Genomic DNA, 15,874 nt, shown 5'->3' with positions numbered 1-15,874 from the left:
CGGAGTTTTGTGCACCGAATAAAAGCGCCGCGCCCAATATTGGAGCGTTATTCCCGTAGCCGCTGACGAGCGTATTACGCTGATCGCAGCCTTCGTTCCTCCTCAGCGGCTACAGAGATACTTCAAGCGTGGGAGCGAGCCTGCTCGCGAAGATCATTCGCGAGCAGGCTCGCTCCCACTGGGGCTTGACCTGGAACAGAGTATCTACAGAGGTTTTCGAGCGTATGTCATGTGTGAAGCAGCAAAAACATCAGCACCAGATTGATCACCAACGACACCAAAGCCACCCCTCGCCACACCTTCAGCGGCTCTCGCTCCAGCAAAGGTCTGGGGCGGATGTTCAGGCTCTGGCGCTCGCCCTGTTCCAGTTGCAGCAACCACTCTTCGGCCGTTTCAAAACGCTGCTCGGGGTCGGCTGCAACGCCGCGCTCCAGGCTGTGGGCAATCCATTCCGGCAGGTCGGGCCGATAACGACTGGCACTCACCGGAACGCCAAACCGCGGGCGTTGGAAGGCTTCGATTTCACCGTAGGGATAATGCCCGGTCAGCAGGAAATACAAGGTCACCCCCACCGCGTAAATATCCTGCTTAGGGCCAGGTTTTTCGCCTCGAAAGGCTTCCGGGGCGATGTAACTGGGTGTGCCGGGCAGCGCTGATGGCAGGTCTTCCGAGAGGCCCGGGCAGTAGGCTAGCCCGAAGTCCAGCAAGCGCAGTTCGCCGTCGTCACCCAACAACACATTGTGCGGCTTGATATCGCGGTGAAAAATCTGTCGTCGATGCAGCAGGCCCACGGCCCCCAGCAGACGCTCGGCGAGTTCCAGCCATTGCGCCAGAGGCAGCGGCCCGCCCTTGGCGTAGAGTTTTTCCAGGGTTGAACCTGAGTATTCACGCATCACGTAGTACAGATGCTGACGCAGGTTGGCGGGGTGTACTTCAGGAAAATGTCGCCCGGCCACGCGCTTGAGAAACCATTCTTCCGATAGCAACGCTTGCCCGGCCAGATGATCGTCGTGCAGGCGGGCGGGAAGGGTTTTCAGTAGCCAAGGCTGTTGTTGCGCGTCGTGTACCCGGTAGAGCAACGACTGCTGACTCTGGCCAAGATGGCTTTCGACCTGCCAGCCCTCAAAGTGCTGCCCCGGCCTTAGCACGGGCGGCAGTGGCCATTGCTGCAACTGCATCAATGCATCGCCGATGCCGCTCTCGCCCAGGGCATCGACCCGTACCAGCAGGGCGCTGGCGTTGTCCTGGCTGCCTGCTCGGTGCGCGGCATTGACCAGTGTGCTGGCGGCGTCTTGCAGGTCGGGCAGGTCACGCAAAAGGGCGGCGATAGCGCTATCGCCCAAGGTCGACCAGACGCCATCGCTGAGCAGTACAAAGGTCTCGTCCTGGCGCATTTCACCGTCGAGAAAATCCACCACCAGATGCTGATCAAGCCCAAGCGCCCGTTTAAGCACATGCTGCATGCCCGGCTGATCCCAGACATGATCTTCGCTGATGCGCTGCAAGGCCCCGGCGTACCAGCGGTACACCCGGCAATCGCCGACATGGGCCAGGGTAAATCGCTTGCCACGCAGCACCAGGGCACTGACCGTGGTCAATAGCGGTTGCCCGCCGCCATTGGCCTGGAGCCAGCGGTTCTGCGCGAGTAATAAGCGCTCCAAGGCCTGCGCAACGCTCCAGGTTTCGGGCGTGGCGTAGTAGTCCAGCGCCAGAGCCTGCAAGGTCGAGCGGGCGGCCAGACCGCCGTCGGCGCATTGGCTGACACCGTCGGCGATGGCGAACAGATACCCCTTGCTCGCCGCCAGCATTGGCACTGGCGTGACTTCGCGCAGTGCGTCTTGATTCTCCGGGCGTGGCCCGGTAGCGCTGGCGTGGGCAAAGCTCAGTTGCAGGCTCATCGCGGCCTCACACTCGGGCAGCGGTCACGGCAGCGGAGCCCCAGGTGGTTCTCCAGCGACGTTTGACCCCATGCAGGCCGAACCAGGCCAGAACCCCAAGGCTGGCGAACAACCATAAGGCCAGTTGATAACTGCCGGTGCTTTGCTTGATTGCGCCCATACCTGCCGCCAAGGCGAAGCCGCCGATACCGCCAGCCATGCCGATCAGGCCGGTCATTACCCCGATTTCACGTCGAAAACGCTGCGGCACCAATTGGAAAACCGCACCGTTGCCAGCGCCCAGTCCCAGCATGGTGCAGACGAAAAGTGCCAATGCAGCGTAGGAACTTGGCAGGTTGAAACCTACGGCGGCGATGCTGATGGTCGCCACGGCATACATCCCCAGCAGCGTGCGAATCCCGCCGAAGCGATCCGCCAGTGCGCCGCCCAAAGGCCGCATCAAACTGCCGCCAAACACGCAGGCTGCGGTGTAGTAGCCCGCAGTCACCGGGCTCAGTCCGTATTGATCGTTGAAGTAGCCGGGCAGGGCGCTGGCCAGGCCGATAAAACCACCGAAGGTTACGCTGTAGAAAAACATGAACCACCAGCTGTCGCGATCACCCAGGGCCTTGAAATAGTCGCCCATGGATTTGGCTTTTGGTCGCTCGGGGGCATTTTTGGCCAGCCAGGCAAATACGAAAATGCACAGCACCAGCGGGATCAGGGCAAAGCCGAATACATTGCTCCAGCCATAGGCCGCAGCCAGCACCGGGGCCAGCAGGGCGGCGAATACCGTTCCCGAGTTGCCAGCACCGGCGATGCCCATCGCCTTGCCTTGGTGCTGCGGCGGATACCATTGCGAGGCCAGCGGCAGGGCCACCGCGAACGATGCACCGGCCATGCCCAGAAACAGCCCCAGCAGCAGGGCCTGTTCGTAGCTGTGAATCCCGTGTTTCCAGGCGACAAATAGCGCGCAGATCACAATGACCTGGCCGATCAGCCCGGCGGTTTTCGGTGACAGGCGATCCGCCAGCAGGCCCATCACAAAGCGCAGCAGGGCCCCGGCCAGAATCGGCGTGGCCACCACCAGCCCGCGCTGTTGGGTGGTCAGGTGCAGGTCGGCGGCGATTTGCACCGCCAGCGGGCCGAGCAGATACCAGACCATAAAGCTGAGGTCGAAATAGAGAAACGCCGCGAACAGGGTCGGGGTATGGCCGGATTTCCAGAAGCTTGAATTCATCGCGCACCTCAACGGTTAATCGTTTCGAGAAGGAGTCATGAGCGTGGGTCTGTTGCCAAAACGAAAAAACGCCGCTACCTGATCCGCCATGGGCGAATGAGGTGAGCGACGTCTTTGTCGTAAGTAGGGCAACCGCCGTTGGTTACCGGTAGTGAGTGCTTAGCGAGAAGTGTGCCAACAGGTGAATAACTCACCCCTTGTGGGAGCGAGCCTGCTCGCTCCCACAGTTGAAGTATTTACAGGGAAGGGTGTCAGCCCAGCAACTCACTCATGGCTATGATCTGTTCCGCCACTTGAATCAACTTCTGCTGGCGGCTCATGGCTTGGCGTCGCATCAGGGTGTAGGCCTCTTCTTCGTTGCAGGTTTTCATTTTCATCAACAGGCCCTTGGCCAGTTCTATGCGCTTGCGCTCGGCCAGTTGCTGGTCGCGGGCGTGCAGTTGGGCGCGCAGAGCCTGGTCGCTTTCAAAGCGGGCCATGGCCACATCGAGAATCGGTTGCAGGCGCTGGGCATGAATACCTTCGACGATGTAAGCACTGACCCCGGACTTGATCGCCTGGCGCATCACGCCGGGGTCGTGCTCGTCGGTGAACATCACGATCGGCCGTGGCTGGTCCCGTGAGACCAGTACCACTTGCTCCATCACATCGCGGCTGGGTGACTCGGTATCGATCAGGATGACATCCGGGCGCACCGTTTCGACGCGCCCGGGCAGGTCGATGGTCAGGCCCGACTCGTCGATGACTTCAAATCCGGCTTCGGTCAGCGCAGCTTTAAGGCGGCCGACTTTTTTCGCCGTGTCGTTGATCAGCAAGATACGCAGCATGGGGCAGGTTCCAGTCAACGACGGGCGAGAAGAGGAGTGTTGGCGCTCATGGCATGCAGCGCAAAGCTTCGTGCATAAGCTGCAGGGTCCGTGCCGTCCCACACCTTGCCGTCGATCAGTTGGCTGCTGCGCATGTCCGTTGTACCAGCGGTCACGCCAACGGCGTTGGCGGCGTCGCGGTAAAGGGCCAGTTGCTGAACCTGCCGGGCTATGCCCAGGTAGTCCGGGTCTTCGCGCAACAAGCCCCAGCGGCGGAACTGGGTCATAAACCACATGCCGTCGGACAGGTACGGCAGGTTGACCGCGCCGTCGCCATGAAAGCGCAGCGCGTGGGGGTCTTGCCAGTGATTGCCCAGCCCGTCGTGGTAGTCGCCGAGCAGGCGCGGTTCAATGCACTCAACGGGGGCATTCAGGTACTCGGGGGCGCTCAACAACTGCGCGGTGCTGCGCCGGTTTTCGGCGCTTTGCTCGATAAAGCGGCTGGCTTCGAGAATCGCCATTACCAGCGCCCTGGCGGTATTGGGGTACTGCTCGACAAAAGCCTTGGTGCAGCCGAGGACTTTTTCCGGGTGGTCGGGCCACAGCGCTTGGGTGGTGCTCAGGGTGAAGCCCATGTTCTGTTTTACCGCACTGGCGGCCCACGGTTCGCCCACGCAGAACCCGTCAATCCGTCCTGCCTGCAAGTGCGCGACCATCTGTTGCGGTGGCACCACCACGCTGTCGACGTCTTGCAGCGGGTGGATACCCTGGCTCGCCAGCCAGTAATACAGCCACATGGCGTGGGTGCCGGTGGGAAAAGTCTGGGCGAAGGTCAGTTTTGAGCGACTTTGGTGCACGTGTTGTTGCAGCGCCTCAGGACGGGTCACGCCCAGGGCTTGCAAACCGTGGGAGAGGTTGATGCTCTGGCCATTCTGATTGAGCCCCATCAGCACGGCCATATCAGTGGCCGCCACGCCCCCAATTCCCAAGTGCACGGCGTAGATCAGGCCGTACAGGCTGTGGGCGGCGTCGATCTGGCCACTGACCAGGTTGTCCCGCAGGCTGGCCCAGGACGACTGGCGCTTGAGGTTCAGAGTCAGGCCATAAGGCTGGGCGAACCCTTGCGTGGCGGCGACCACCACCGAGGCGCAATCACTGAGGGCCATAAAGCCGAGGTTGATTTCGGTTTTTTCCGGGGCATCGCTGCCGTTGACCCAGGCCAGAGGGCCTGTGTGTGGTTCGATCATGGGAGTTGCACCTTGGCGAAAAGCATACAGCGAGGGTGCAAGGCATATGCCAGAGGGGTAAACCCAGTTGAAATCCCGCTGTTAAAGGGCTTTGGATTAGCCGTTGCCTTTGATGGGCTGGTCTACTTCAAGCGGTCTTGCGCCTTGCGATACGCGGCCTGATGTTCGCGCTTGTCAACGGCGACGACGAACACCACAACCTCTTGATCAATGACCTGATAGATCAAGCGGTAACCCGCGCTGCGCAACTTGATTTTGTAACAATCGGGCAGCTTGCGCAGCCGGTTGGCTTCAACGCGGGGGTTGAGCAACACCTCTGACAATTTGCTCTTGAATTGCAGCCTGACCGTGTCAGCGAGTTTGTGCCATTCCTTGAGGGCGCGCTGGTCAAACTCAAGATCAAAGGTCATCCAGTGTCACCTTGACCCTTTGCGGCGCTGCCAGGCGTTCGCGCACGGTGTTGATGAGTGCTTCGTCTTCTTCTGTCACCAGCATGGGGCGAAAGGGCAGTTGGCCGCGTTCGGCTACGTACTGCAATGCCTGGCGGACCAGTTCCGAGGGGGTGACACCCAAACGCTCAAGTTCCTTGTAGGCGCGGGCTTTGAGTTCATCGTCGATGCGGATATTGATGGAGGCCATGGTTTTGACTCGTGTAATGACATTTGTCATTACGTTGGCATCTGCTCGTTTCTTATTCAAGTGCCATTGGGCGGTTGAATGTTCTGCATTGTTCATATGTGCTCCTGAGTTTAAGCCGCCAAACCAAAGAAGGGCGGTCAGCTCTGTGAGCCTAGCTAGAGATAATCAGGTGATTCGTACGACGATTCGCTTTCATTCCCGTGAAACATCCGAGAAAATCCCGTTCGCTTGCGCCTGTCCAAATCGGGGAATAGTCTCGCTCCACCGCTGCAAAACAGCGGTCGGGTTTAGTCGCCCGGTGTTACTAGGCGCAATGCGCCACCTTAGCGAGGCGCTTTTTTTCGGCCTGCGTTTTATGGTGGCCGTGCGCAGGGCGCCTTCGGGTGCGCCGGGTTCCTAGTACACCGGTCGACTAACCTGCGCACGGCTGCCACCCATTCGTTTAGTCGCGATAAGTGACAGCTCCTTTTGATGTACTAGGAGTCTTCACGATGAAAAAAATCACTCCCGATCCCCCTGTTTCTCCCCTCGATGCTGCTGACAGTCACGACCCGTTGCTGGACCGTATCGCCACCGAGCGTGCGCTCAATTATTACCTGCAAAACCATAAGCCTTTTCGCCCTGTGGGCACGGCCCTGTATGCCATCCCGGACAGCGTCAATTCAGAAGCGGCTTTGGCCCAGGCGTCAGACTTGTTGCGCTGTGCGGGTGCCTGCGCGAATGAGGCGGGGAATGGCTTGAGCGGGCCCGCGCGCGACTTGGTGTTGTCGACCGTGCACTTGGTGGAGCTGGCCAAGGGTTATGTCGATAAATCGCTGGACACGCTGGCAACGCACTGAGGCAGCACGCGCCTGATTGGCGACAGGCGCGTTATATATTTATCAAAAGTACGATGGGCTAAATCCGTACCGGCACAAACCAGCCAACAAACCAGTCTACGGGTGCAATGTTGTTCACTTAAGAGCAACGCTCCCACAAGAGGCAGAAATCGCTTCAGAGAACAGCCTCTAGCTAATGGCGCTGGCCAGTCGCGCCATGGCGGTCTCGATTTCATGGGCGGTCAGGGATGAATAACCCAACAGCCAGCCTTGTTGCTTCTCTTTGCCTGCGTAAAGGCGGCTCAGGCCGGGCAGTTGGATACCGGCAGCGGCAGCTTGGCGAATGGTTGTTTGTTCTGACAGGCCTTCGGCCAGAAAACAGGGGATCTGTAACCCGCCTTGCGGACGCAGGGCGGTGACGATGCCCGGCAAATGTCGGTCGATAGCGTCGAGCATCGTGGCCCGACGCCCGGCGTAGAGTTTGCGCATGGCACGCACGTGGGCGTTGTAGTGACCATCTTCCATAAAGCGCGCCAGGGTCAGTTGCAGGACTTGGGGCGTGTGGCCGTCCATGATGCTGCGCGCATAGGTGAAAGGTTTGACCAACTCGTCAGGCAGCACCATGTAGGCCATGCGCAAGCCCGGATAGAGCGTCTTGCTGAAAGTGCCGATATAGAGCGTGCGTTGGTGTTTATCCAGCCCCTGCACGCAGGCGGTGGGCAAACCGTCGTAGTGGAATTCGCTGTCGTAGTCGTCCTCGATGATCCACTTGCTCTGCTCGAGCGCCCAGTTGATCAACTCCAGACGGCGCTGCAGTGGCAAGGTCGCCCCGGTGGGGTATTGATGAGACGGCGTGACATACACACAGTTTGCGCCGCTGCGGTCGGCGCGCAGCAGGTCGGTGCGGATGCCCAGGGCATCAACGTCTATCGGCACAATCTGGGCCTCGGCACTCTCAAAAGCTTTTTTTGCACCGAAGTAGCCGGGGTTTTCGAGCAGGATCGGTTTACCGGCGTCGACCAGTAACTGGGCACACAGGAACAGGGCCTGACGGGTGCTGCTCAGCACCAGAATCTGTTCGGGGACGCACTTGGCCCCGCGCTCAAGGTTCAAGTACGTTGCAATGGCTTTGCGCAGCGGCTCGGCGCCTTGCGGGTCGCCGTGCAACAAAATATGGGCGCGGTGTTCCTTCATGACCTGGCGCTGAAGGCGTTCCCAGACCGCTACGGGAAAAGAGCGGGTTTCCGGTAGGCCGGTGGCAAACGCCCTGATCATCTGTTGATCGTTTACGCCGCCGCTGTCGAGGATCATTTGCCCGCGTCGACTCAAGCCCGAACCGGGCAGCGCCTGGCTGCGCAGGGCCGCAGGTCGTTGATTGCGACTGCGCCTTACCCCGTGCAATTGGCTGCCGACACTCTGGCAGACATAACTGCCCGAACCTTCGCGGCGCACAATAAAACCGTCACGCTGCAATTGTACATAAGCGTTCTCCACCGTGTCGCGAGCTACCCCGAGCGACCGGGCCAGCACTCGCGTGGCGGGCAGTTTCAGGCCGGGGTCCAGAGCACCGTCGAGGATCAGGCTGCGCAGGGCTCGCTGAATTCGCTGGTGCAAATCCAACGGTTGAAACTCGACATCGTTGAGCCGGATTTTCAGGGTTTCAAGCTCAAATGTTTTGCCCATGTGGTCTGCTCTAGATGGGTAAATTGGCCTGCAATGGCGGGCCATTCTATCCGTACACTTTGCCCGTCGCCACTTGCACGGAGCATCGCCATGTCATCCACCGCCTCAACTTCAACCCTGCGTTTACGCGATCTGCTTCACCCGGTTATCGCGGGTTTAATCTCGGTGATCGTCAATTATGGCGGTACGTTCATTCTGGTCTTTCAGGCGGCCAAGGTCGCCGGGTTGAGCCCTGAACTGACCGCCTCGTGGGTGTGGTCGGTATCGATTGGGGTAGGGGTGAGCGGGTTGTTTCTCAGTTGGAAATACCGTGCGCCGATCATCACTGCCTGGTCGACACCGGCTGCGGCGTTTCTGGTTGTGGCGCTGGCCACCACGCCCTATGCCGAAGCGATAGGTGCGTACATGATCTCGGCTGCGGCCTTCGTGCTGCTGGGTTTGTCCGGCTATTTCGAAAAGCTCATTCGCTTGATCCCGCCGGGTATAGCTGCCGGGTTGCTGGGCGGGATCCTGTTGCAGTTCGGTATCGGCGCGTTTGCCGGCATGAGCATTGACCCGCTGCTGGTCGGGCTGTTGATCGCCGCCTACCTGGTACTCAAACGCTTTAGTGCGCGCTACGCCGTGGTGGGCATTCTGGTGTTGGGGCTGGTATTTCTGCTGAGTCAGGGGCGTGTTGACCTGACGGGCCTGTCACTGCAATTGGCGACGCCGGTCTTCACCCGGCCCGAGTTCTCACTCAATGCTCTGCTCAGCGTGGCGCTGCCATTGTTTCTGATCACCCTGACCGGGCAGTACATGCCCGGCATGCTGGTGCTGCGTAACGACGGGTATAAAACCAGCGCCAATCCGATAGTCACGCTCACCGGGCTCGGTTCTTTGCTGATGGCGCCTTTTGGCTCCCACGCGTTCAACATCGCGGCGATCACAGCGGCTATTTGTACGGGCAAGGAAGCCTCGCAGGATCCGTCCAAACGCTGGATCGCAGGCATTGCGGCGGGGGTGTTTTACATTCTGGTGGGGATTTTCGGCGTGACCCTGGCGGCAGTATTCATGGCATTCCCAGCCACTTTTATCACGACTCTGGCCGGGCTTGCGTTACTCGGCACCATCGGTGGCAGCCTGGCCAGCGCGATGGCAGACGCCAAATCCCGGGAAGCGGCGCTGATCACCTTTCTGGCATCCGCCGCCAACATCACGTTGCTGGGTATTGGCGGGGCATTCTGGGGGCTACTGATCGGGTTGGTGGCCTACGCGGTGCTCAATGGCCGCTTGCCAGGGCGTTCAGCGGTGGTGCAGGCGGCCAAGTAAACAGGTAAATAATTAAATTGGTTATTAACTTACAACCCTAGGATTTATAACTGTTTGTCGGAGTTTAAATAGTCTTTGTTCTATTAAAATGCCCATCTATCTTTAGATTAAATAGTGATTAGTCAGCGCTACTTTTATGCCTTTATGATCTGTCCACAACAACTCGTGAGGCAGGAGTGGCGTAATGACTATTCAAGTAAAACCCGTGGCGGGTCGAATTGGTGCACAACTTGAAGGCGTTAAACTGGGCGGTGATATCAGTGCCCAAGCGTTCGAGTTTATTAATCAGGCCTTGTTGAAATATAAAGTCCTGTTCTTCCGTGACCAGCATCTGGATGACGCTGAGCATGAAGCGTTTTCCCGACGTTTCGGCGATCAAGTACCCCATCCAACCGTACGCTCTGCCGAGCAAAGTGCTGCCATCCTGAATCTGGATGCCAAGGAAACCCGAGCCAACTCCTGGCACACCGATGTGACCTTTGTTGCCAATTATCCAAAAATTTCGATCTTGCGCGGTGTGGTCATTCCCCCTTATGGCGGCGACACCGTGTGGGCCAATACGGCGTCAGCCTATGCCGACTTGCCACAACCTCTAAAGCAACTTGCCGACAGCCTGCGCGCCTTGCATACCAATGTTTATGACTATGCCGCGCCGCGTAATACCGATGAGTCTGGCCTTAAGCGTTATCGCGAACAATTCACCGCCCAAGTTTATGAAACCGAACATCCGTTAGTTCGCGTTCATCCGGAGTCTGGCGAAAGAAGTTTGTTGCTGGGGCACTTTGTCAAAGAGATCCAGGGTGTCAGCAGCAGCGACTCGAAGCAGCTGATTCGCCTGTTCCACGACCGCATTACCCATGTCGACAACACCGTGCGTTGGCGCTGGCAGGAAGGCGATGTGGTGATCTGGGACAACCGCGCCACCCAGCATATAGCGATCAACGACTACGGCGATGCCCAGCGCATCGTGCGCCGCACCACCATCGACGGCGATGTGCCGGTGGGTGTGGACGGCCGCCTGAGCCAAGCGCTCAAGCCGACCCCGGACACCCGCTCGCCGAAAACCGAAGCCGACAAAAAACACCTCGCCGCCTGACGGGCCGCACCTCATCGCTCCAAGGAAGATCTGCCCATGGCCTCATTCAAAGTAAATACCCTGCTGCGCAAGACCCGCATCGCTGCCGTGCTGGCTGTGGTCATGGCTGTACCGCTGGCCGAGGCCGATGTGTTGCGCATCGGCGTGGCGAGCGCCGGTGGCGGTGATCCGGTCACGTTCAGCGGCTCGCCCCTGGGCATAGTGCGCAACCAGCAACTGCTGGAAAAAGCCTTCGCCGGAACGGGCACCGAGGTGCAGTGGTTCTTCTTCAAAGGGGCTGGCCCTGCGGTTAACGAAGCCTTGTCCAATCAGCAGCTGGACTTCGCCTACCAGGGCGACTTGCCCGCAGTGGTCGGGCGCTCCAATGGGCTGGACACCAGGCTGCTGGCAGCACTGGGTGTGCGAGCCAATCTGTATCTGGCGGTGCCAAAAGGCTCTGAGATCAAGACTATCGAAGACCTTAAAGGCAAGAAAGTCGCGGTGTTTCGCGGTACCAACGGCCATCTGGTGTCGATCAACCTGTTGGCCGAGCACGGTCTGACCGAGCGCGATATCAAGGTCATCAACCTCGATACCGGCAGCACTCAGGCAGCGCTGGTTTCCAACGGTGTGGATGCCGCCTTTGGCGGTCGTGAACTGTTCAAGCTGCGTGACAAGGGCCTGATCGACATCGTTTACGACAACCCGGATCAGGATGTGCGCTACACCCGTCAAACCGCATTGGTGGTGCGTGGTGCTTATGAAAAAGAGCATCCGGCCAATGTGCAAAAAGTGGTCGATACGCTGGTGGATGCCGCGCATTGGACCTCTGAAGACAGCCACCGTGATGAGGTCTTCACCGAGTGGGCCAAAAGCAATGACCCTGTGGACTCACTGCGCGCCGATTTCACTGGGGTCAGCCTGCGGGACAGGGCTTCGCCGCTGATCGACACCTTTTTGGTCAGCCGCTATCAGGCGGTGGCGGATCAGGCCAAGGACGAAAAATTGATCCGCCGTCCGGTCAGCATCGATGGCTGGTTTGAGCCCGGCTACCTGCAGACCGCGCTCAAGGCCAAAGGCCTGGAGAACTTCTGGACGGCCTATGGCACGGATGGCAAGCAGCCTGAAGGCAATGCTGTAGCGGGCAAGTAACTGCATACCCCTATGGGGATACCCCTGTGGGAGCGGGCTTGCTCGCGATTGAATCGACGCGGTTATCCAGACAGACCATGTCGTCTGCATCGCGAGCAAGCCCGCTCCCACAAGGTCGCTAACAGGAACTCCGTTTTTTGTAATAGCTAAGGAACCACGCATATGGCCAGGGCACAGACAGTTGCACCAGAGCAGTACGTACCGGCGCTACCGAAGGGCAACGTCCAGCGCTTGCCGCCAGCACCGACGCGCCCGGTACGCAAGGTCGAGGTGCCGCGCACTTGGGCCTGGTCTTCGCAGTTGGGTGACAGAGCCTTGCCTTGGCTGTTGCCGCTGGCCGTGTTGGGCCTGTGGTATCTGGGGGTGGAGCAGGGCTGGCTGTCAGAGCAGGTCTTGCCGCCACCCGCCTATGTTTACGAAACCCTTTCGGACCTCTTCGCCTCCGGCGACCTGTGGATAAATGCCGCCGCCAGCCTGCAGCGGGTGGTGGTCGGTTTTGCCCTCGGGGCCTCCATTGGTGTGGTGTTGGGGCTGGCCATGGGGCTGTCGAAAACCATCGAGGATTATCTGCTGCCCACCTTCAACGCCATTGTGCAAATTCCGGTACTGGCCTGGCTGCCGTTTGCCTTGTTGCTGTTCGGCATCGGTGAGCCGCTCAAGTATGTGCTGATTGCCAAGGCGGCCCTGGTGCCGATCACGCTGTGTACCTTGCAGGCTTTCCATCAAGCGCCCAAGGGCTTGCTGGAGGCCGGGCGGGCATACGGTTTCAGTCGCTGGCAGAGCGTGATTTTTATCGTCTTGCCTGCGGCTGTTCCAACCCTGTTTACCGGCCTGCGTCTGGGCTTCACCAAGGCCTGGCTATCGCTGGTGGTGGTTGAGCTGGTGGCGTCGAGCGAAGGGCTGGGTTACCTGATTGTTTATGGTCGTCAACTGTTCCAGCTGGATCTGGTGATGGCTGCCGTGGTGGTGGTCGGCGGGATCGGCCTGTTGATCGATCGCGGTTTCGATTACGCCGAGCGGCGCCTCAATCGTGGTCGCGCACCTGCAGCGGGGCGCCTGTCATGAGTAGCGCACTGGCAATCAGTCATGGCAGCAGCCGTCGCTATCGCGGTTGGGTGTTGCCGATTGGCGCCGTCGCCCTGTGGTGGCTGGCCTCGCACATGGGCTGGAGCCAGTCCGGTCTGCTGGTTTCACCGGAAAAAGTCGCAGCCACGGCCTGGGACCAGATTGCATCAGGCAAATTCTGGCGGGCCATCAGCGCCAGTCTGGCGCGCAACCTCAGTGGCTTTTTTATCGGCACCACGCTTGGGCTGGTGCTGGGCTGCCTGCTTGGCCTGTCGCACTACTTCGAGCGTCTGGTGGGCCCAAGTTTCAATACGTTCAAGCAGATTTCGCTGTTCGCCTGGATCCCGCTGATCTCGGTGTGGTTCGGCCTGGGGGATGTGGCCAAGGTGGTGTTTCTGTCGCTGGCGGCATTGGTGCCGGTGGTGGTCAACACCTGCGACGGGCTGCGCAACGTCCCGCCCAATTTGCTGGAAGTGGCGCGGGTATACCGCTTCAGCCGCTGGCAAACCATCGTCGGGGTCATGCTGCCCGCCGCCTTGCCGTCGATTTTCACCGGGCTGTATCTGGCGCTGGTGTACTCGTGGCTGGCAACTATCGGTGCCGAATACCTGCTGGTATCGGGGGAGGGCATTGGCAACACGCTGATCGATGGCAGTGAGCATTTCATGATGGACCTGGTGCTGTTCGGCATGGTGGTCATCGGCCTGGTGGGCTGGAGCCTCAATGCCCTGGCCCGGATTTTTGAGCGACGGATGCAGCGCCTGTACGGCATTGACCCGCGTTGATCGGCACTTTCAGAAGGATTGCAGCATGCTCAATAACAGCCTGACCCTGGAAAACATCAGCAAGCGCTTTGCTTCCCGACCGGGCAGCACCAGCCAATTGCAGGTCCTGGACAATATTCAGCTCAACATCGCCCCCGGCGAATTCATCAGCATCGTCGGCGCCAGCGGTTGCGGCAAATCCACCTTGTTGCGGTTGATCCTGGGACTGGACGAGGAATACGACGGGCGCATCCTGCTCGACGGCAAGCCCATCGACGGCACCGGTCTTGAGCGCGGCATCGTGTTTCAGGATCACCGTTTGTTCCCTTGGCTCAATGTTGAGCAGAACGTTGCAGTTGCCCTCAAGAATTCGCCGCTGAGCGCAAAGGAAAAGCGCGACACCGTGCGCGAGCACATTGAACTGGTGGGCCTGCAAGACTTTATCGATGCCTACCCGCACCAGATCTCCGGCGGCATGGCCCAGCGGGTGGCTATCGCTCGCGGCCTGGTCAATCGCCCCAGCGTGCTGTTGCTGGACGAGCCGCTGGGGGCCCTCGATGCCTTGACCCGTGCCCGCCTGCAAGGCGAGCTGCAAAACATCTGGGCCAAGGAAAAAATCACCATGATCCTGGTCACCCACGATGTGGATGAAGCGGTATTTCTGGGCGACCGCGTGGTCGTTATGCAGCCCAATCCAGGGCGTATCCGCCGCATCCTCGATATCGATTTGCCGCGCCCGCGCAACCGTAGTGACAGCCGCTTTATCGCCCTGCGCGACGATGTGCTGAGCGACTTCGCCGAATTGCACTGAACCCTTGCTACCTAAAATTCAGAGAACGGAAAATGTCCGAACGTCAGCTCAGCCTCAATCTGTTTATCTACCCCAATGGTCATCACGAAGCCGCCTGGCGCCACCCGCAGTCGGTGCCGGAATCGTCGATGGACATCGGTTATTACCAGCAGCTTGCATTGCGCGCTGAACGGGAAAAGCTCGATGCGATCTTCTTTGCCGACTCACCGTCACTGGCCGAAAGCGGCCGTGAAGGCCTGCGGATCCGCTTTGAACCGGTGACCTGGCTGGCGGCCATTGCTGCAGTTACCCAGCGCATTGGCCTGATCGCTACGGCCAGTACCACCTACAGCGAACCCTACAACCTGGCCCGCTCATTCAGCGCGCTCGACCACTTGAGTAAAGGTCGCGCCGGTTGGAATATCGTCACTACTTCAATGGCCGCCGCCGCTGCCAATTTTGGCCTCGACGCACACCCTTCGGCCCATGATCGTTACGCCCAGGCCGAAGAGTTCGTGCAAGTGGTCGGGGATTTATGGGACAGCTGGGAAGATGATGCACTGGTGCTGGACAAGAGCGCCGGAGTGTTTGCCGACAGTGGCAAGGTGCATGCGATCAACCATGTTGGCGCCTACTACAAGGTCAAGGGACCGCTGAATTCGCCGCGTTCGCCCCAGGGGCGGCCGGTGCAGGTGCAGGCCGGTTCTTCCGAGGATGGCCGTGATTTCGCCGCCAGGCATGCCGAAGCGATTTTTACTGCGCACCAGACCCTGCAAAGCGCCACCGAATTTGCCAATAACATTCGGGCCCGGGCCAAGGCCGTGGGCCGCGACCCGCGCCAGTTGAAAATCCTTCCGGGCATCAGTCCGTATATCGCGAGTACCGAAGCCGAGGCTCAGCGTAAATTCGACGAGCTCAACGAACTGGTGCTGCCCCACGTTTCCCTGGGCCAACTGCGGCGCATGTTGGGCGTGGACCTGACTGGACATGACCTGGATGCGCCATTCCCGCGCCACCTGATCGACTTTAGCGGTACTGAAAGCCAGTCCAGCCGTTTCAAATTGATCATCGATATCGTCGACCGTGAAAACGCCACCTTGCGCCAGTTGATCAACCGCTTGGCTGGAGCGCGTGGGCACTGGGTGCCGGTGGGTACCCCGGTGCAGATTGCCGATTTGATCGAGCAGTGGTTCCGCAGCGGCGCGGCCGATGGTTTCAACGTGATGCCTCCGGCATTTCCCGATGGCTTTGAAGTATTCCTGGATGAAGTGCTGCCGATTTTGCGCAAGCGCGGTTTGTTCCGCACCGAGTACGCGGGCAGCACCTTGCGCGAGCACTACGGCCTGACGCGCCCGGAGTCGCGCTACGCCCTTAAAACAGCCTGAGCATTAACTGATTACCTGTAGCAGC

The 15,874-nt window shown here is 59.6% G+C and carries 15 protein-coding genes; 8 read left to right on the top strand and 7 right to left on the bottom strand.

The window, feature by feature from the left end; all coding sequences use genetic code 11:
* Positions 1–227 precede the first annotated feature (227 nt).
* The 6 genes from V6L79_RS24460 to V6L79_RS24435 all read right to left on the bottom strand — a co-directional run bounded on the left by V6L79_RS24460 (position 228) and on the right by V6L79_RS24435 (position 5,809).
* Positions 228–1,898 carry a bifunctional protein-serine/threonine kinase/phosphatase gene (locus tag V6L79_RS24460; protein WP_321834651.1) on the bottom strand — a complete coding sequence of 557 codons (1,671 nt, stop codon included), beginning with the start codon at positions 1,896–1,898 and terminating at the stop codon, positions 228–230.
* A gap of 7 nt (positions 1,899–1,905) precedes the next feature.
* Positions 1,906–3,117: a NarK/NasA family nitrate transporter gene (locus V6L79_RS24455; protein ID WP_261739798.1), complete on the bottom strand. Its 1,212-nt coding sequence runs from the start codon at positions 3,115–3,117 to the stop codon at positions 1,906–1,908.
* Positions 3,118–3,368: 251 nt separating this feature from the next.
* Positions 3,369–3,944: an ANTAR domain-containing response regulator gene (locus V6L79_RS24450; RefSeq protein WP_261739797.1), complete on the bottom strand. Its 576-nt coding sequence runs from the start codon at positions 3,942–3,944 to the stop codon at positions 3,369–3,371.
* A 14-nt stretch (positions 3,945–3,958) separates the two neighbouring features.
* Positions 3,959–5,170: a CmpA/NrtA family ABC transporter substrate-binding protein gene (locus tag V6L79_RS24445; RefSeq protein WP_338579625.1), complete on the bottom strand. Its 1,212-nt coding sequence runs from the start codon at positions 5,168–5,170 to the stop codon at positions 3,959–3,961.
* Positions 5,171–5,292: 122 nt separating this feature from the next.
* Positions 5,293–5,580: a type II toxin-antitoxin system RelE/ParE family toxin gene (locus V6L79_RS24440; RefSeq protein ID WP_019827368.1), complete on the bottom strand. Its 288-nt coding sequence runs from the start codon at positions 5,578–5,580 to the stop codon at positions 5,293–5,295.
* Positions 5,570–5,809 carry a type II toxin-antitoxin system RelB/DinJ family antitoxin gene (locus V6L79_RS24435; protein ID WP_019827369.1) on the bottom strand — a complete coding sequence of 80 codons (240 nt, stop codon included), beginning with the start codon at positions 5,807–5,809 and terminating at the stop codon, positions 5,570–5,572. The genes V6L79_RS24440 and V6L79_RS24435 overlap by 11 nt, the downstream gene beginning before the upstream one ends.
* Before the next feature lie 491 nt (positions 5,810–6,300).
* Between V6L79_RS24435 and V6L79_RS24430 the strand changes: the two genes are divergently transcribed.
* The gene (locus tag V6L79_RS24430; RefSeq protein WP_261739794.1) at positions 6,301–6,648 is read left to right on the top strand and encodes a DUF6124 family protein; all 348 of its coding nucleotides are present in this window, start codon (positions 6,301–6,303) and stop codon (positions 6,646–6,648) included.
* A gap of 168 nt (positions 6,649–6,816) precedes the next feature.
* On the opposite strand, the gene V6L79_RS24425 is transcribed toward V6L79_RS24430, so the two are convergent.
* Positions 6,817–8,310: a PLP-dependent aminotransferase family protein gene (locus V6L79_RS24425; RefSeq protein WP_338579624.1), complete on the bottom strand. Its 1,494-nt coding sequence runs from the start codon at positions 8,308–8,310 to the stop codon at positions 6,817–6,819.
* 90 nt (positions 8,311–8,400) lie between these two features.
* On the opposite strand from V6L79_RS24425, the gene V6L79_RS24420 reads away from it, so the two are divergent.
* The 7 genes from V6L79_RS24420 (at position 8,401) to V6L79_RS24390 (ending at position 15,849) form a co-directional block, all read left to right on the top strand.
* Positions 8,401–9,618 (top strand): benzoate/H(+) symporter BenE family transporter, encoded by a 1,218-nt coding sequence (locus tag V6L79_RS24420; RefSeq protein ID WP_321834641.1) that lies wholly within the window; start codon positions 8,401–8,403, stop codon positions 9,616–9,618.
* Between the two features lie 184 nt (positions 9,619–9,802).
* The gene (locus V6L79_RS24415) at positions 9,803–10,714 is read left to right on the top strand and encodes a TauD/TfdA family dioxygenase (RefSeq protein ID WP_261739791.1); all 912 of its coding nucleotides are present in this window, start codon (positions 9,803–9,805) and stop codon (positions 10,712–10,714) included.
* A gap of 36 nt (positions 10,715–10,750) precedes the next feature.
* Positions 10,751–11,845 carry an ABC transporter substrate-binding protein gene (locus V6L79_RS24410; protein ID WP_261739790.1) on the top strand — a complete coding sequence of 365 codons (1,095 nt, stop codon included), beginning with the start codon at positions 10,751–10,753 and terminating at the stop codon, positions 11,843–11,845.
* 162 nt (positions 11,846–12,007) lie between these two features.
* Positions 12,008–12,910, top strand: coding sequence for an ABC transporter permease (locus V6L79_RS24405; protein WP_321838309.1), 903 nt, complete (start codon positions 12,008–12,010; stop codon positions 12,908–12,910).
* On the top strand, positions 12,907–13,695 hold the full coding sequence (locus V6L79_RS24400; RefSeq protein WP_261739788.1) for an ABC transporter permease: 789 nt from the start codon (positions 12,907–12,909) through the stop codon (positions 13,693–13,695). Before V6L79_RS24405 ends, V6L79_RS24400 begins: the two co-directional genes overlap by 4 nt.
* 25 nt (positions 13,696–13,720) lie before the next feature.
* Positions 13,721–14,485 carry an ABC transporter ATP-binding protein gene (locus V6L79_RS24395; protein ID WP_261739787.1) on the top strand — a complete coding sequence of 255 codons (765 nt, stop codon included), beginning with the start codon at positions 13,721–13,723 and terminating at the stop codon, positions 14,483–14,485.
* A 32-nt stretch (positions 14,486–14,517) separates the two neighbouring features.
* A complete protein-coding gene (locus V6L79_RS24390; protein WP_261739786.1) occupies positions 14,518–15,849 on the top strand; it encodes an LLM class flavin-dependent oxidoreductase in 1,332 nt (443 codons plus the stop codon).
* Positions 15,850–15,874 lie beyond the last annotated feature (25 nt).

This window comes from Pseudomonas sp. ML2-2023-6 (assembly GCF_037055265.1).
Lineage (GTDB): Bacteria > Pseudomonadota > Gammaproteobacteria > Pseudomonadales > Pseudomonadaceae > Aquipseudomonas > Aquipseudomonas kulmbachensis.
Note: the sequence above shows the minus strand (reverse complement) of the source record. Positions and strands in the feature narration are given on the sequence as shown.

What these genes read in the sequence shown, in the direction of transcription:
- V6L79_RS24445 (WP_338579625.1), bottom strand. Translation starts at nt 5,170, where the DNA reads ATGATCGAACCACACACAGGCCCTCTGGCCTGGGTCAACGGCAGCGAT.
- V6L79_RS24415 (WP_261739791.1), top strand. Translation starts at nt 9,803, where the DNA reads ATGACTATTCAAGTAAAACCCGTGGCGGGTCGAATTGGTGCACAACTT.
- V6L79_RS24460 (WP_321834651.1), bottom strand. Translation starts at nt 1,898, where the DNA reads ATGAGCCTGCAACTGAGCTTTGCCCACGCCAGCGCTACCGGGCCACGC.
- V6L79_RS24400 (WP_261739788.1), top strand. Translation starts at nt 12,907, where the DNA reads ATGAGTAGCGCACTGGCAATCAGTCATGGCAGCAGCCGTCGCTATCGC.
- V6L79_RS24435 (WP_019827369.1), bottom strand. Translation starts at nt 5,809, where the DNA reads ATGGCCTCCATCAATATCCGCATCGACGATGAACTCAAAGCCCGCGCC.
- V6L79_RS24440 (WP_019827368.1), bottom strand. Translation starts at nt 5,580, where the DNA reads ATGACCTTTGATCTTGAGTTTGACCAGCGCGCCCTCAAGGAATGGCAC.
- V6L79_RS24455 (WP_261739798.1), bottom strand. Translation starts at nt 3,117, where the DNA reads ATGAATTCAAGCTTCTGGAAATCCGGCCATACCCCGACCCTGTTCGCG.
- V6L79_RS24395 (WP_261739787.1), top strand. Translation starts at nt 13,721, where the DNA reads ATGCTCAATAACAGCCTGACCCTGGAAAACATCAGCAAGCGCTTTGCT.
- V6L79_RS24430 (WP_261739794.1), top strand. Translation starts at nt 6,301, where the DNA reads ATGAAAAAAATCACTCCCGATCCCCCTGTTTCTCCCCTCGATGCTGCT.
- V6L79_RS24390 (WP_261739786.1), top strand. Translation starts at nt 14,518, where the DNA reads ATGTCCGAACGTCAGCTCAGCCTCAATCTGTTTATCTACCCCAATGGT.
- V6L79_RS24425 (WP_338579624.1), bottom strand. Translation starts at nt 8,310, where the DNA reads ATGGGCAAAACATTTGAGCTTGAAACCCTGAAAATCCGGCTCAACGAT.
- V6L79_RS24450 (WP_261739797.1), bottom strand. Translation starts at nt 3,944, where the DNA reads ATGCTGCGTATCTTGCTGATCAACGACACGGCGAAAAAAGTCGGCCGC.
- V6L79_RS24405 (WP_321838309.1), top strand. Translation starts at nt 12,008, where the DNA reads ATGGCCAGGGCACAGACAGTTGCACCAGAGCAGTACGTACCGGCGCTA.
- V6L79_RS24410 (WP_261739790.1), top strand. Translation starts at nt 10,751, where the DNA reads ATGGCCTCATTCAAAGTAAATACCCTGCTGCGCAAGACCCGCATCGCT.
- V6L79_RS24420 (WP_321834641.1), top strand. Translation starts at nt 8,401, where the DNA reads ATGTCATCCACCGCCTCAACTTCAACCCTGCGTTTACGCGATCTGCTT.